Below are 16,389 nucleotides of genomic sequence, written 5' to 3'. Positions count from 1 at the left end.
CCGCGCCGCGCCCCCACACCGGACATGCCATGACCGACCGCACCTCTCGCCGCCCCCAGGCCTTCCGCCTCGACGATCCCGGCGTCGTGCTGGCCGAAGAAGGCCGCGCCGCGCCGCGCGGGGCCATCGTCGTCACCCCCGCGCCCGCGATACCGGAGGCGGCGGAGGATGTGCCGCTGCCCACGCCGCCGCCGCGCAGTTCCGTCTGGGGCAAGCTGTTCTGGGGCGGGCTCGGCGGGCTGGTGAGCCTCGGGCTTGGCCTTGCCGTGTCGAAGCTGATCGAGGACCTGTTCACCCGGGCCGACTGGCTCGGCTATACCGGCCTCGCCTTCGCCGCCGCGCTGGCGGTTGCCACGCTCGCCATACTGGGCCGCGAATTGTTCGGGCTGCTGCGGCTGAACACGCTGAACCGCGTGCGCGAGAAGGCGGCGCTGGCGATCCTCAAGGACGATCGCGCCCTCGCCGCCGCGGTGACGCAGGAACTGCTGGCGCTGACCAAATCCTCGCCGCGGCTGTTTCGCGCCCGCACGGAGCTCGGTGCCCACCTCGACGCCATCATCGACGGAGCGGATCTCGTGCGGCTGACCGAGCGCCAGCTGATGGCGCCGCTCGACGCGGAGGCGACGCGTCTGGTGTCCGGCGCGGCCAAGCGCGTCTCGGTCGTCACCGCCGTCTCACCACGCGCGGCGGTGGATCTCATCTTCGTGCTGATTACGGCCATCGGGCTGGTGCGGCGGCTGGCCGAGCTTTATGGCGGGCGGCCCGGCGCGCTCGGAATGCTGCGGCTGTTCCGGCAGGTTCTGGCCCATCTCGCCGTCACCGGCGGCATGGCGGCGGGCGATTCGCTGATCCAGCAGGTGGTCGGCCATGGCCTCGCCGCCAAGCTCTCCGCCCGGCTCGGCGAGGGCGTGGTGAACGGCCTGCTCACCGCCCGGCTCGGCCTCGCCGCCATCGAGGTGACGCGCCCGCTGCCCTTCGCCGCCCTGCCAGCCCCGGCGCTGAGGGATGTCGCCTCGGGCCTCATCAGCCGTGGCGAGGAAGAGGAGCCGAAAACGCCGCTGAAACAACCGACTATGCCGGGAACGTGACTCGACGTCTGAAATGGCGCGGCGACCGGATGGCCCGGCCTGCGCCGAACATGCCGGGCCCACCGACGGAGAAGATGAGCAAGCTTATCAGCTCATCCCGGTAACGACCTGAGCGGACTCGGTAATCTTCCAGGCAGCCGGAGGATCCGGCGACGCCTCAGCCCTGATGCGCGGGCGTGCGGACGATCAACCCGTCCAGCGCGTCGCTCAGCTTGATCTGGCAGGACAGGCGCGAGTTGGGCTTCACCTCGGAAGCGAAATCCAGCATGTCCTCCTCCATCGGCCCCGGCTCGCCGACCCGCGCCACCCACGCCTCGTCGACATAGACATGGCAGGTCGCGCAGGCACAGGCGCCGCCGCATTCCGCGTCGATGCCCGGCACGCCATTGCGGATCGCCGCTTCCATGACGGTGGCGCCGGCCTGGGCCTCCACGGTGCGTTCGGTTCCGGCGGCGTCGATATAGGTGATCCTGGGCATGGCGGCGGCTTCAATGATGTGGAAGGATTACAGGGAGGCGGGAACTAGATAGACAAGGCCGCCCGCGAACGCCAGCGCGGTGCAGCATCGGCCGACGAGAATTCCGCCTCGGGCCGCGCAGCCTCGCCTCCGCCGGGGGCGGCCCGAACCATGCGTCAACTGTCACCTAACGGACATGGTGAACAGGTCGTTAACGATATCCTCAATCAATACGTTAACCCCAGTTCCATTTTTCGCCCCCAAGAGCGTAGGATAAGAGTGCGGTGGGGTGGCGCCTCGAGCGGTTAATCCCTTTGGTGTCCCCGGCACGGGATGCGTCAGCCACCCGTGGAACCCCGGCCCGACGGCGCAAGCCGGTCGGAGTAGCGTACGGACCGGAGGCAGGCGCCTATGTCGACGAATACGAAGAAGGTTCACGAGGATCCCACCGAGGCCGCGCTGTCGGCCATCGAGGAGGCTCTGAGCCTTGACTTGACGCACGATGACGGCAACGCCGCCCCGTCCGGGGCCGACGCGTTCGACCTGCCGCCTCCGCGCGAGCCTCTGGCTCCGCGCATCGAGGAGCGGGCGCATGGCGGCTTTGACGAGCCGCTGGACGATGACGCGTCCTTCATCGGCGACAAGCAGATAGCGCGCGACGCGGATTCCGCGCTTCATTTCGACGAGCCCGCCTTCGACCTGCCGCCCGCCATCCCGCCGCCCAGCGTCGCGCCGGCCCATTCGTCCGCCGGCCACGCGGATCCCAAGGGCGCCCCCGCCCCCGATGTGGTCGCCACGGCGTCGGCCGCCCCCTCCGCGGCTCCGGCCGAACCGCGCCGCTCCAAGGCCCCGGCCGGCGCGCTGCCCCAGAACCGCCGCGCCGCCAATGATGACCGCCAGACCATCGGGCAGTTGCTCGGCGCTCTGCAGCGCCGGCCCTCGCCCACGCCCTATTACCTCGCGGCCATCGGCTCGGGCGCCTGGCTCGGCCTCGGCGGCATGCTCACCTATTTCAACTTCAGCCAGATCGGCCTCAGCAGCGTATCGCCCTCCGCGCTGATGGCGGCGGCTGGCGGCCTTATCCTGCCGCCGATGCTGTTCGGCGTGCTGGCGGCCATGGTCGCGCGCATGCAGGAGATGCGGATCGTCGCCCATTCGATGGCACAGGTCGCCATCCGTCTGGCAGAACCGGATCATTCCGCGACCGACGCCGTGGGCAATGTCGGGCAGGTCGTGCGCCGCGAGGTCGCCGCGATGGGCGATGGCGTGGAGCGCACCATTGCCCGCGCCGGCGAGCTTGAAGCCATGGTCCGCACCGAGATTTCCTCGCTCGAAAGTGCCTATGAGGAAAACGAAACGCGCATGCGCCATCTCATCGATCGGCTTCAGGCCGAGCGTGAGGTGATCATGTCGCACGCGGAGCACATCCGCGAGGCAATCGCCGGCGCGCAATTCTCCTTCTCCTCCGAGGTCGACGGGGTCAGCGATCGCATCGCCAACACCGTCACCGAGGCGGCCGACCGCGTTACCAACACGCTGTCCGACAAGGGCGAGCACATCACCCTGGCGCTCGGCCGGGTGGGCGACACCATCATCGACGCGCTGACCGAGAAGGGCGGCGACCTGATCGACCGCCTGCAGGCCACCGGCACCGACGTCAACACCAACCTGTCGGACGCCAGCAACCACCTCATCACCACCCTCACCTCGCAGACCGAGGAAATCACCCAGCGCCTGTCGGGTGTCACCACCGAGCTGACGGAGACGCTGGCGAGCCGCACCGACGAGATCGGCCATCGGCTGCTCAAGACCGCGTCCGATCTGTCGGATGTCGTGACGTCCCGCACCCAGGAGATGGGTGAGCGGCTGACCGCGACCACGCTCAACCTCACCGAGACGCTCTCGGCCCGCTCGAACGAGATCACCGATGCCCTGGTCGGCACCGGCACGCGCCTGGCCGACGAGATCGCCATCCGCGCCGACGAGGTCAATCGCACGCTGAAGTCCACCGGCGATTCGCTGGTGCTCGACCTCTCCGCCCGTGGCGGCGAAGTGGTGCGTAAGCTCGAGGAAACCGGCAACCGCGTCGCCGAGACCATCACCGTGCGCGGCGATGACCTCGCCTACCGCATCGACGACACCGGCAACCGCATTTATGACACGATCGCGGTGCGCGGCGGCGAGCTGGAGCGTCTGCTGGGCGAGACCGGCCAGCGCGTTGTCCACGAATTGTCGCAGGCCGGGGCCGGCGTGCACGACACGCTCGCCGAGGCCGCCGAGCGGCTGTCGCAGGATATCGGCTATCGCAGCACGGCGCTGAGCGAGCAGTTCGCCCATGTCGGCGCGGAGGTCGCGCAATCGATCGCCGCCCGTGGCGTCAAGGTCACGGACCAGTTCCGCGAGACGGCCGAGCAACTCACCGCCACCCTCGGCACCCGCGCCGAATCCGTGCGCGAGATGCTCAATTCCCGGCTGAAGGCGCTGGACGAGACCATTTCGGTCAATGGCGGCGAGCTGGCCAACCGCATCTCGACCGATTCCAACCTTCTCGCCCGCCAGATCAGCGACGGCCTGAACGATTTCGACAACGTTCTGCAGGTGCAGGGCGGCGATATCGTGCAGCGCATCACCGAGCGCGTCGACGCCATTACCCGCGCGATGCACGACAACATGTCCGGCTTCGACGATCAGGTGACCGCCAAGTCCGAGCAGATCGCCGCCTCGCTCGACCTGCGCATCGCCAATATCGAGGGCGTGCTCGACCGTGGCGTCGAAGGCCTCAACGAGACGCTGGCCGGGCGCACGCAGGAATTCGCCGTCACCATGACCGACGGCGCCCGCCTCGCCACCGAGGCGATGGACAAGTCGCTGGTCGTGCTGGATGGCTTCTTCACCCAGCACGCGCAGAGCGTTACCGCCGACCTGAGCGACCATATCGACCGTGCCGCCCGCGCGCTGACAGACGGCGCGCAGAAGGCCAACGACTCGATGAGCCGCTCCGTCGACGTTCTCGGCAAGTTCTTCGACGACCGCGCGGCAGGCGTGACCGAGCAGCTCACCGAGCGGCTGGAGCAGGCCGACCGGGCCCTCGCCTCCCGCGCGCTGGAAATCGCCGAGATCCTCGACCTGCGGGTGAACCGCTTCGAGGAGACGGTGGTCGGGCGGATGGACCATGTCGCCGCGGCCGTCGAGGTTCGCGGCACCGCGCTGGCCGAGCTCATCGGCGAGCGCATAGGTGCCGTCGCCGGCCAGCTGCGCAGCGAAGCCGGCGATATCGAGCACTCGCTCACCTCGCTGGCCGACAATGTCAGCCGCACGCTGGCCGACCGGGCGGACGAAGTCACCGTGCTGTTCGACGCCCGCACCGAGGAACTGGCGCGGATGTTCGACGAGCGCGGCAACGGGCTGGTTTCGGCCCTGGAAGACCGCAGCGTCGGCATCGCCACGGAACTGTCGCGCACCAGCGCCAGCCTGCTCGCCTCCATCGACGATCACCGCGACAGCCTGGTCCGCGCCATCGACAATACCCGGGTCGGCGCGGTGGAAGATGTTCTGCGTGCCAGCGAGGACCTGCTCCATACGCTGACCTCGCGCACGGATGCGATCGTCTCCGCCTTCGAGCAGTCGACGAGCGGGCGCGCCGAGCAGATCATGCAGATCAGCGACGAGGTGCTGAACGGCGTCGAGCAGCGCACAAGCGGCATGCTGGAAGCCTTCCAGCGCTCCAGCCAGAGCACGGCCGGCGAGATGGCGCGCGTCAGCGACGACCTTCTGGCCAACCTCAACAACCAGAGTGGCGATGTCGTCACCGCGCTGCAGCAGCTCAGCACGCAGGTGACGGGGGAGATCGCCCGCGCCGGTGATGCCCTGCTCGGCGAGTTCGACGGGCGCGGTTCCAACCTGGTCGAGACCGTCCGCCATGTTAGCGGGCAGGTGGTGGAGGAAATCTCCCGCGCCAGCGACGCGCTGGTCGCCGAGTTCGACGGCCGTGGCTCGCGCCTCGTCGATACGGTGCGGAACACCGGGGATGTGACGTCCGCCGAATTCACCCGCCTGACCGAGGACTTCGTCCGCACGCTCGACGAGCGCGGCTCGACGCTGATCGACGCCGCCCGCCAGACCGCCGAATATGCCTCGACGGAACTGTCGCGCGTCGGCGAGGAGTTCATCGGCACGCTGGAAGGCCGCGGCGGCAACATTGTCGACGCCGCCCGCCAGACGACCGAATTCGCCTCGACCGAACTGTCGCGCCTGACGCAGGAATTCGTCGGTTCGATCGAAGGTCGCGGCAGCGACATCGTCAACGCGGCGCGCGAAAGTGCCGAGCTTACCTCGGGCGAGCTGTCGCGGCTCACCGAGGAGTTCGTCGGCACGCTGGAAGGCCGTGGCGGCAGCATCATCGACGCCGCCCGCCAGACCGCCGACTACACCTCCACCGAGCTCTCCCGCCTCACGCAGGAATTCATCGGTGCGCTCGACGGACGCGGCAGCAGCATTGTCGACGCCGCCCGCGAATCCGCCGAAATCACCGCCAGCGAGCTCGCGCGGCTTACCGAGGAATTCGTCGGCACGCTGGAAGGGCGCGGCGGCAATATTGTCGACGCCGCCCGCCAGACCGCCGAGTTCACCTCGAGCGAACTGACGCGCCTCACGCAGGAATTCATCGGCGCGCTTGATGGACGCGGTGGCAGCATCGTCGATGCCGCCCGCGAATCCGCCGAACTTACCGCGGCCGAGCTTACCCGGCTCGCGCAGGAATTCGTCGGCGCGCTCGAAGGGCGTGGCAGCACCATCGTCGACGCCGCCCGTGAATCCGCCGAGCTTACCGCGGGCGAACTCAACCGGCTCACCCAGGAATTCGTCGACACGCTCGAAGGACGGAGCGGTAACATTGTCGATGCGGCGCGGCAGACGACCGAGTTCGCCTCGACGGAACTGTCCCGCCTCACCGAGGATTTCGTGCAGGCACTGGACGGACGCGGTGCCGGGCTCATCGACTCGATCGCCGAGAGCGGGCGCGGCGCGGCGGCGGAAATCGCCGCCACCAACGAGGCCCTGCAAGGCGACGTCGCTACCCTGCTGGAACGCCTGGGCGACATGAACGTCCAGCTGCAGGACGTGCTGTCCGGCTCCTCCGCAAGTCTCGGCGCGATCGAGCAGGCCATCAGCGATCGCCTCGCCGCCTTTGACGGGCTGGTCGAGAATGTCGAGCAGGCCGGCCGCCTCGCCTCCAGCCACATGGACGAGCAGATCCGCGAACTGCGCACGGTTTCGACCAGCGTGCTGCAGGACGTCACCTCGCTCGGCCAGAGCTTCGGCGAGCAGGCTGGCATCATCAGCAGCGTCGCCACGGCACTGGGTGCGGCGCACGAGAATCTCGACGAGACGCTCGGCGGTCGCCACGAGGAACTGCTCGCGCTCACCGAGCAGATCGGCAGCCGCACGACCGAGCTGGACACGCGCCTGGCGCAGTATACCCAGTCGCTGCAGCAGACGCTCGACACGGCGGAACAGCGCGCGAGCGAGCTGTCGCGTTCGATCCTCGACACGGCCAACCAGTCGGCCGAGACGATCATCACCCAGCAGGAAAAGATCCGCGTCGCGACCGAGGAAGGCCGCGAGCAGACGCTGGCCATGCTGCGCGACACGTATGAGCAGGCGGTCCGCGAAGTGAACGCCCTCATGGGCGAGGCGAACAAGGGCCTCGTGGGTACCGCGCAGGAACTGCGCAGCTCGGTGGCCGACATCAAGACGATGCTCGATACCACCCGCGAGGAACTGCGCCGCGGGGTGATGGAACTGCCCGAGGAGGCCGAGGCGAACGCCGCGGTCATGCGCCGCACCATCGCCGACCAGATCAAGGCGCTGGCCGAGCTGAACGAGATTGTCGGTCGCCATGGCCGCGCGCTGGACGTGGATGCCGGCACCCGCAACCGCGCCGCCGCTCCCGTTGCCCCGCCGGTGGCTCCCGCCCCGGTCGCTGCCGTGACGCCCGATGCCCTCCCCGCGCCGGAGTCGGAGACTTCCGACGAGGTCGCGCCGGTTCAGGCCGGCACCACGCGGCCGGCAAGTGCCACGCCGCAGCGCACCGAGTTCGCGCGTCCCGGCCTCACGCCGCGCCGCGAGCCGGTTCGCACCGAGCTGCCCCGCGCCCCGGTGGCCCGGCCGGATGCGCCGCGTCAGGAGGTGCCTCGCCAGGAGACGCCTCGCCAGGAGACGCCGCGCTACGAGCCGCGTGCGGCGGGCACCACCCGTCCGGCCGCTGGCACCCCGCCTTCAGCCTCCGCCTCGCCTTCGGCTGCCCGCCGCGAGACGGCGCCGCCCGCCCCTCGCAATGGCAATGGGCAGGAAGGCCAGGGGGGCTGGCTTACCGACCTGCTGGCTCGCGCCGACAGTGAGGCGCCCGCTCCCGGCACACCGCGGGCACGCAACGCTGCCAGCCGGCCGACGCAGCCTGAGCGCCCGGTTCACCATGCGATCGAATCGCTCGACTCGCTCTCGGTGGACATCGCCCGGATGATCGACCACGAAGCCGCGGTGGAGCTGTGGGATCGCTACAAGCGCGGCGAGCGCAATGTGTTCACGCGCCGCCTCTACACGATGCAGGGGCAGCAGACCTTCGAGGAAATCCGCCGCAAGTACCGGCGCGATCTCGAATTCCGCGATACGGTGGACCGTTACATCACCGAATTCGAGCGGCTGCTGGAGCAGGTCGGGCGTGATGAGCGGGGCCAGGCCATGACCAACACCTACCTGACATCGGACACCGGCAAGGTCTACACGCTGCTCGCCCACGCGGCCGGCCGCCTCGACTGACCGACCGGGCTGCGCTCAACGCGGCATCGGAAATGTTTCGCATCGGGCGCCCCAGTGGCGCCCGTTTGCTTTTGCGCGCCAACCGTCTGTTGGAATGATCCTTCGGAAGACTGTCAGCCCGGCCGAAGCGGGGGCCCAGTTGGGATCGTCCACCATGGTAGGGTCACCACTTCGCAAAGGGTCTTCGGTCTGTCCGCCATGCTGCGGGCGAGACAGTTTCCAAACCGGCGCGGTAGCGGGGACGATCCGATCAACAGCGCAAGGCGACACGACCGCGCCGTAGCGAGAGAGCCTGCATTCCGGCCGCACAAAGGAGATCGGCCTGTCGCTGCGGCGGCACCTCGGGCGGAGGACGATGCGGCTGCGGGGGATGCCGCCATCGACGACCATCCCTCACCCCGCCGGCCGACCCCGGCTTTTGGCGGCCATCTTCCGCCGGAAAGACACTGCAAATTCCAATATCGTCCGGGGCGTTGCCCCCGCTGACCTCCGCCAGGCCGTATAGCCGGATCCTACCGGCTGTGCGCCGGTGGGTAACCTTCCTCCAGCAGCGAACGGAGCGTGACCATCCGCGGATCCGCCGTGAGGAAGCGCCTTCCCCACGCCGGCTCGGGCAAGTTCATGGCGTGTCGCGCGCTCCGGAACATCGGTGCGGTCGTCGACACCAGCGCGATTTGCTCTTGCCGATCCATATGTCAAGGGTCGGCAAAGCGGGCGCCTGCCGGCTCCGCGAACAGGTCAGTAGCGGCCGGAAGCCCAGTCGACGATCTCGACGAAGATCTTGTCGGAGGCCGTGTCGAGGGCTTGTGTGGCGTCGGGGCCGGCCGTGCCGGCGGCGGCGACACGGGCGGTGAACAGGCGACCGGCGACGATCCGGCCGGACGCGCTTCCGACAATGCGCGCATAGACCTCGACCACCGCTTCGGGAGAGCCATCGAAGGCCTGGATGCCGAAGGTGCGGATGTCGGTCAGCAGCGTGTAGTCGGGCGTGATCGCATCGCCCGCACGGCCCACCGCACGGCCGCGGCTGCCATTCTCGAAGGACTGGATCAGCCGCGCCTGGAACAGCGCCGGCAACCGGTCGCTCCACTGCGCCTTTTCGAGATAGGCAACCTGCCCCGGCTTCGGCTCGACCACGATACGCTCGGTGTCGAGCACCTGCAGCGCGCTCGGCGCGGCGACCACGAGTTGCGCGGTGCTGGAGCGCGGCGCCTTAAAATCGGACGGCGCCGTCAGGTCGAAAGTGGGAACCGCCTTGTCACCGCCGCCGAGCAGTTGCGCGCAGCCGCTCGTCCCCACGGCGATCGCCATGGCAGCCGCCACGCCGACGAGCCTGAACCCCATTTGCTTGCCCTTCACGCACGCACCCCCGTCGTCGATATCAACCCAGGCGCCCGATGCCCCCGCGCCCGCCTGTTCTTAGCGGCCCATTTTCTTATCGGCGCATGTTCTCACCGGCCCTTCATGGTCCTACCGGCCAGTGTAGCCGGGAACCGAAGAGCCCCCAAAGAGGAACTGCCGCGGGTTGCTCTCCAGCTTGCGGAACACGCGCTCGATTTCGGCGAGCGTGCGCCGCCCGTCCACGGCCAGCGCCTGGTATTGGCGCAGCCCCGGCCCGGTGAATTCGTTCAGGTTGGCGGTCAGCTCGGCGGTGCGCGTGTCGAGATTGGCCGCCAGCTTGCGCACCTCGGCCGCCGCCGCGGCGATCTCGTTGAACATGCCCTTGCCCTCCTCGCCCGAGGTCAGGCCGTTCACGTTGTCCAGAATGGCGTTCACCTTGCTGGTCATGCCCTCCAGCTGCGTGGAAAACTGGGCGACGTTGTCGACAATGGCCCGCACCTTGTCCGGCTCGACGGACGTGACCGTCTTGTCGAGATTGCCGGCGAGCTGGTCGATGCGCCGGGCCGCCGCGCCGACATCGGTGATCAGCCCGTTGATCGTATCGGCATTATTGCCGAGCACGGTGGTGAACTTGTCGACATTGTCGATGACCGAGGAAATCTTGCCCTCATTGTCGCGCAACAGATCGTCGACGCGGCGGGCAATGTCGTCCACCCGCCCCATCACCTGCCGGGCGCCCTGCATCAGGTCCTGCACCGCGCTGGCATCCGCCTCGATGCGCGGCAGCTGGCCCTCGGTCGGCGTCGGCAGCGGTGTGGCGGTGGCGGAACCGCCGATCAGCCCAACCGAGGCGAGACCGGTCAGCACCTGGGCGTCAAGCTCGGCGCGGGTGTCGGACTTGACCGGCGTATCCGGCTGCACCGCCACCGTGGCGACAACCTTGCGCGGGTCTTCCTTGTCGAGCCGCAGCCGCGTCACTTCGCCCACGGGAATGCCGTTGAACGTGACGGCGGAGCCGGTCTGCAACCCGCTTACCGGGCCGCTGAACACCACGTCATAGGAGGCGCGCGGCCCACGGCTGTTCGAGCCGTTGAACCACCACACGAAGCCGAAGCCCGCGGCGATGACGGCGAGCGTGAAAAGGCCGATAATGATGTAATTGGCGCGTGTTTCCATGATCCGGCCTTAGCGCGCCCCTTCCCGTCCGTGCCCGCCCGCCGGTCCAATACCCGCGGCCGGTCCAAATCCCGCAGCCCGCGCCCGCTTTCCGTGGAAATAGGCGGAAACCCAGGCATGCTTCGATTCAAGCATGGTTTCTATCGGCCCAACGGCAACGACCTTCCCGTCCGCGAGCGCGGCGATGCGGTCGCAAACCGTGTGAAGGCTGTCGAGATCGTGCGTTACCATGAATACGGTCAGGCCCAAAGTCTGCTGAAGGGTGGCGATAAGCTCGTCGAACTCGCCCGCGCCGATCGGGTCCAGACCCGAGGTCGGCTCGTCGAGGAACAGGATCTCCGGATCGAGCGCCAGAGCCCGCGCCAGCGCGACGCGCTTGATCATGCCGCCGGAAAGCTCCGAGGGCATCTTCTCGATGACGTCCGGCTGCAGGCCGACCATCTCGATCTTGGCGACGGTGATTTCGTCCATCAGCCCCTGCGAGATATCGAGATATTCCCGCATCGGGAACTGGATGTTCTGCCGGACGCTGAGCGAGGAGAACAGCGCGCCCTGCTGGAACAAGACGCCCCAACGCTGCTCAAGTTCCCGGCGCTGCGAGAAGGACAGCCCGTCGAGATTCTGTCCGAACACCTCCACCGTGCCCGAGCGCTTGGGCACCAGGCCGAGAATCGTGCGGGTGAGCACCGACTTGCCGCCGCCCGAGGCGCCGACAAAACCCATGATCTCGCCCGGCATCACGTCCAGCGACAGGCCCTTCAGCACGGTGCGCTCGCCGAACGCGACGACGATGTCGCGCACGCGAATGATCGGCTCAATCGCGGCGGCGACCGGAGGGCGGCCCGGCGATGGGCTCTGAACGGGTTGGGGTTGGGTCACCGGAGCCGCCTCACATGTCGATCGCGGCGAAGAACATGGCGAACAGGCCGTCCACCACGATGACCAGGAAGATCGCCTTCACCACCGCCGCCGTGGTGTGGGCACCCAGCGATTCGGCGCTGCCGCCGACCCGCATGCCCTCCATGCAGGCGATGAGGCCGATGATCGCCGCCATGAACGGCGCCTTGATCATGCCGACCTCGAAGGTCGACAGCGAAATCGCCTCCTGCAGCCGGCTGATGAAGATTTCCGGCGAAATGCTGCCATAGATCCACGCCACCAGTCCGCCGCCGAACAGCGCGCACATATTGCCGATGAAGGTGAGCAGCGGCACCGCGATGACCAGCGCGACGAGGCGCGGCAGCACCAATACCTCGTTGGGATCGAACCCCATCACGCGCAGCGCGTCCACTTCCTCGCGCATGCGCATGGAGCCGAGCTCGGCGGTGAAGGCACTGCCCGAGCGGCCGGCTACCATGATCGAGACGATCAGCACGCCGAGTTCGCGCAGCGTGAGGATGCCGACCATGTCCACCACATAGGTCGTGGCGCCGAACTTGCGGAAATGGAAAATGCCCTGCTGGGCGATGATGCAGCCGATGAGGAAGGTGATCAGCGCGATGATCGGCACGGCCCGCAGGCAGGTGCGCTCCAGGTGATAGACCATGGAGGTCCACCGGAACGTGTGCGGGCGCAGGGTCACGCGCGCCAGCGAACTCGCGACCGCGCCGATGAAGGAGAGGAAGAACAGCGCGTCCTGGCCGGTATCCGCCACCGTGCGGCCGACCACGATGAGCCCGCCCGTCAACGCGTTGTCATGTCGCCGCACCGGCGGCACCTGATGGCAGCCGCGCGCCACCTCGTCCAGAAGAGGCTGGAAGCGGCGATCGAGTCCGACCATCTGGTAGCGCACGCCCGCCGCCTCCAGCCCGCGCTGCAGCCGGTCGACCATCACGGCGCCGACCGTATCGATACGGCGCACACCGGAAAAATCGAGCCGCGCGGTCTCGACGGGGCCGTTGCCCAGTTCGGCAAGGCCCGCTTCGACGGCGCCTTCCAGCGCGCGGGCCTGCACCGCCGCCCACCGGCCATTGCCGACAAACACCAGTTCCCGCCCGTTGCGTGCCGTCGCCAGAAGCGGCGCCTCAGCAACTCCCAAGACCGGCTCTCCCTCTCCCGTCCGCGTGCGGACCCGCCGGCCCAATGGATTATGGCAGGCGGAAACGTTTCATCGTTTTATTTCATACCCCTACGCCTCAAGCTCTGTCGAGCGGGCAGCCCTCTATAGGGGTACCATGTTACACTTATACAATGCTCCGTCGCGCACTGTGCTTTCCTTGTGACGCGGGCGGCCTCGCCCTCGCCCGCCGGTGATCGTAAACTCACCGACCGATTCGCGCGACCCGCCCACCAGGATGGACCCGTTCTTCCGTATGCCCCAGCTGACCGCCAGCATCGAACGCTTCCCCATCCGTGGCGCCTTCACCATCGCCCGCGGCTCCAAGACCGAGGCGGTGGTGGTGACCGCCACGATCCGCGACGGAACGGCGATCGGACGCGGGGAATGCGTGCCCTATGCCCGCTATGGCGAGAGCGTGGATGGCGTCGCCGCGGCGATCGCCCAGCAGGCGGATGCGGTGGCGGACGGTCTCGACCGCGCCGCGCTGCAGGCGCGGATGCCGGCCGGCGCGGCACGCAACGCGCTCGACTGCGCCTTGTGGGACCTTGAGGCCAAGCGCAGCGGGCGGCGCGCCTTCGCGCTGGCCGGGCTGGCCGCGCCCGAGCCGGTCGTCACCGCCTATACGCTCAGCCTCGGCACGCCCGAGGCGATGGCGCGGGCGGCGGCCGAGGCCACCGGGCAAGCGGGTCACGAATTGCTCAAACTCAAGCTCGGCGCGGAGGGTGACATGGAGCGGCTGCGGGCGATCCGCGCCGCCGCGCCGCAGGTGCGCCTCATCGTCGACGCCAATGAAGGATGGACGCCCGATAACCTCGCCGCCCATCTCGATGCCTGCGCGAAGGCCGGCGTCGAGCTCGTCGAGCAGCCGCTGCCGGCCAGCGCGGACGCGCTGCTGGGCGACATGACGCGGCCGATTGCCGTCTGCGCCGACGAGAGCGCGCATGGGCGCGACACGCTGCACCGGCTGGTGGGGCGCTACGACGCCATCAACATCAAGCTGGACAAGACCGGCGGGCTCACCGAGGCGCTGGCGCTCGCCGCGGATGCGCGCGCCGCCGGGCTCGACATCATGGTCGGCTGCATGGTCGGCACCTCGCTCGCCATGGCGCCCGCCCTGCTGCTGGCCGCACAGGCACGTTTCGTCGATCTCGACGGGCCGCTGCTGCTGGCCCGCGACCGCGAGCCGGGGCTGGTCTATGCCGGCAGCCGCGTCCATCCGGCCGGGCCGGAACTCTGGGGCTGATCAGCGCCGCGCCGCGAGGAGCGCGATGATGCCGCCGGCACCGGCAAGCGCGGCCGAAAACAGGAAGGCGTGCGCGCCATAGGCCTGCCAGAGCGGGCCCGAGGCCAGCGTCGCCAGCGCCATGGCGATGGTGGTCGCCCACGCCGCCAGTGCCTGCACCGCCGTGCCGCGCCCGGCCGGCGCATGGCGCGCCACCATTTCCACCGTGCCCAGATAGGTGCAGCCGAAGGTGGCGGCATGCAGCACCTGCAGCACCGGCAGCAGAACGAGCGGCGCGTCGAGGCTCATCGCGCCGAAGCGGATGACCCCGCCAAGCCCGCCAATGGCGAGCAGCAGCGCCGGGCCGAACGCGCGTGTCACGCGGGTGGCATAACGAAACAGCACCACCTCGGCGATCACGCCGGTCGCCCACATCGTGCCGATCATCGCATCCGACAGGCCCTGCGCGCGCCAGCTGAGCGAGGCGAAGGCATAGAGCGTCGCGTGCGAGGATTGCACCAGCGCCGCCGCGATGATGGCGACCGCGAGCACGGCGGAGACCTTCGGCCAGCCGCGCGCCGCCGCCGTGCGGGGCGCCGGCTCCACCTCGTCCAGCGCCAGCGCGGCCAGCGCCGCCATCAGGCTGCCCGCCACGATGAACCACACCACGGCATCCCCGGGCAGGCCGCCGAGCAGGAAGCCGCCGGCAAAATTGCCGACGATGAAGGACAGCGATCCCCACACCCGAACCCGGCCGTAATCCACTAGCCCCTCCGCGCGCCGCGCGACCGTATAGGCGTCGAGCACCGGCAGGCTGGGTTGCCAGAAGCTCGCCGCCACCGCGAGCGCCACCAGCATGAGAGCGGCGCTCGGCGCCAGCGCGACGGCGCAGAAGGCCAGAGCCGTCATCAGCGCGTAGACGATGAGCGTCGCCCGCGGCCGCCCGCTGCGATCGGCCGCCAGCCCGCCGAGCGGCATGGTGAACAGCCGCACGCCGAACGGCACCGCCAGCGCATAGGCGATCATCGCCGCGTCGAAACCGCGCCCCTCCAGCCAGACCGGAAAGAACGGCAGATAGATGCCGATGCCGAAGAACAGCCCGGCATAGGCGAGCGAGATGGCATGGCGGGGGGCGAGGACGGGCACGGCGGCGACGCTGCGGGGCTGGAGGTCGGTGCGCCGCTTCGATAGCAGCCCCGCTCGCCCACGGCGAGCCGCCAGAGCCCCTATCCATCAGGCAGAACAACCCGATCGGAAAGAAAGGGCTCTCGATTCAACAAGCTGGAGCGTTTTCGAACCGCGAAAGTGGATCACCTTTCGCGCAAAACGCTCCGGCTCACCACCAGGCGTGGAAATGATGCACCGGCCCGTGGCCATGGCCGATGGTGAGCCCGTCCGCCGCCTCGATCGCCAGCGTGAGATAGGCCTTGGCGCCGCTCACCGCCGCCCGCAGGCTCTGCCCCCGCGCGAGGCCGGCGGCGATGGCGGAGGAGAGCGTGCAGCCGGTGCCATGGGTGTTCTGCGTGGCCACACGCGGCGCCGAGAGTTCAAGGAAGCCCTCATCGTCGAGCAGCACGTCGATGCTCGAAGGCCCCTCCCCATGCCCGCCCTTGATAAGCACCGCGCGCGGCCCGAAGGCGCGCAGCGCGCTCGCCTGCCGGCGCATCGCCTCAAGGCTGGTCGCCGGCGCCTCGTCCAGCAGCGCGGCCGCCTCCGGCAGGTTCGGGGTGATCAGCAGGGCCCGTCGCAGCAGGCGCGCGCGCAGCTGCTCGATCGCCTCCGGCACGAGCAGCCGATCGCCGGAGGCCGCCACCATCACGGGATCGAGCACCACGGTGGACAGCCCGTGCCGGTCGAGCCCCTCCGCCACCACCTCGATGACCTCGGGGCGGGACAGCATGCCGATCTTCACGGCGTTCACCGCGAGATCGGCGAACACCGCGTCCATCTGCGCGGCGATGAAGGCGGGCGGCACGTCCTGGATGCCGCTGACGCCGCGTGTATTTTGCGCGGTCAGGGCGGTGATCACCGAGGCGCCATAGACGCCGAGGGCGGAAAAGGTCTTGAGATCCGCCTGGATACCGGCGCCGCCGCCGGAATCCGAGCCCGCAATGGTCACCGCAATCGCCGTGGATGCCGCCATTCTCTTCGCCTCCCTGGCCGGCGAGAGCGGGCGCGTTCTCCGCCGGACGTGGCTGGCCCGGCGCGCGCGACCCGTTTCCTCCGCCGG

10 protein-coding genes are annotated in these 16,389 nt (G+C 69.0%); 3 read left to right on the top strand and 7 right to left on the bottom strand.

The genetic code is table 11. The features are described from left to right. The first annotated feature begins 29 nt into the window (after positions 1-29). Positions 30-1,088: a YcjF family protein gene (locus FHS55_RS17140; RefSeq protein WP_183191011.1), complete on the top strand. Its 1,059-nt coding sequence runs from the start codon at positions 30-32 to the stop codon at positions 1,086-1,088. A 157-nt stretch (positions 1,089-1,245) separates the two neighbouring features. Here the strand turns inward: FHS55_RS17140 and FHS55_RS17135 are convergent, their stop codons facing one another. Continuing rightward, positions 1,246-1,566: a 2Fe-2S iron-sulfur cluster-binding protein gene (locus FHS55_RS17135; protein WP_183191010.1), complete on the bottom strand. Its 321-nt coding sequence runs from the start codon at positions 1,564-1,566 to the stop codon at positions 1,246-1,248. 390 nt (positions 1,567-1,956) lie between these two features. Here FHS55_RS17135 and FHS55_RS17130 point away from each other — a divergent pair, with 390 nt between their 5' ends. Continuing rightward, the gene (locus tag FHS55_RS17130) at positions 1,957-8,361 is read left to right on the top strand and encodes an apolipoprotein A-IV repeat region-like domain-containing protein (protein WP_183191009.1); all 6,405 of its coding nucleotides are present in this window, start codon (positions 1,957-1,959) and stop codon (positions 8,359-8,361) included. A 738-nt stretch (positions 8,362-9,099) separates the two neighbouring features. Here the strand turns inward: FHS55_RS17130 and FHS55_RS17125 are convergent. The 4 genes from FHS55_RS17125 to FHS55_RS17110 all read right to left on the bottom strand — a co-directional run bounded on the left by FHS55_RS17125 (position 9,100) and on the right by FHS55_RS17110 (position 12,916). After that, complete coding sequence (locus tag FHS55_RS17125) at positions 9,100-9,705, bottom strand: ABC-type transport auxiliary lipoprotein family protein (protein ID WP_183191008.1); 606 nt, start codon at positions 9,703-9,705, stop codon at positions 9,100-9,102. A 126-nt stretch (positions 9,706-9,831) separates the two neighbouring features. After that, entirely contained in the window at positions 9,832-10,878 is a 1,047-nt protein-coding gene (locus FHS55_RS17120; RefSeq protein WP_183191007.1) for an MlaD family protein, read from the bottom strand. Between the two features lie 9 nt (positions 10,879-10,887). After that, positions 10,888-11,679, bottom strand: coding sequence for an ABC transporter ATP-binding protein (locus tag FHS55_RS17115; protein WP_425485830.1), 792 nt, complete (start codon positions 11,677-11,679; stop codon positions 10,888-10,890). A gap of 88 nt (positions 11,680-11,767) precedes the next feature. Further along, positions 11,768-12,916, bottom strand: a complete 1,149-nt coding sequence (locus FHS55_RS17110; RefSeq protein ID WP_183191005.1) for an MlaE family ABC transporter permease — start codon at positions 12,914-12,916, stop codon at positions 11,768-11,770. Positions 12,917-13,190: 274 nt separating this feature from the next. Here FHS55_RS17110 and dgcA point away from each other — a divergent pair, with 274 nt between their 5' ends. Then, positions 13,191-14,180, top strand: coding sequence for an N-acetyl-D-Glu racemase DgcA (gene dgcA, locus FHS55_RS17105; RefSeq protein ID WP_183191004.1), 990 nt, complete (start codon positions 13,191-13,193; stop codon positions 14,178-14,180). Here the strand turns inward: dgcA and FHS55_RS17100 are convergent, their stop codons facing one another. Beyond that, on the bottom strand, positions 14,181-15,305 hold the full coding sequence (locus FHS55_RS17100; protein WP_343056226.1) for an MFS transporter: 1,125 nt from the start codon (positions 15,303-15,305) through the stop codon (positions 14,181-14,183). A gap of 190 nt (positions 15,306-15,495) precedes the next feature. Beyond that, positions 15,496-16,302 carry a bifunctional hydroxymethylpyrimidine kinase/phosphomethylpyrimidine kinase gene (gene thiD / locus FHS55_RS17095; protein ID WP_183191003.1) on the bottom strand — a complete coding sequence of 269 codons (807 nt, stop codon included), beginning with the start codon at positions 16,300-16,302 and terminating at the stop codon, positions 15,496-15,498. Positions 16,303-16,389 lie beyond the last annotated feature (87 nt).

Origin of the sequence: Ancylobacter tetraedralis (assembly GCF_014195655.1) — a bacterium.
Lineage (GTDB): Bacteria > Pseudomonadota > Alphaproteobacteria > Rhizobiales > Xanthobacteraceae > Ancylobacter > Ancylobacter tetraedralis.
This window is presented reverse-complemented; position numbering and strand designations above follow the sequence as displayed.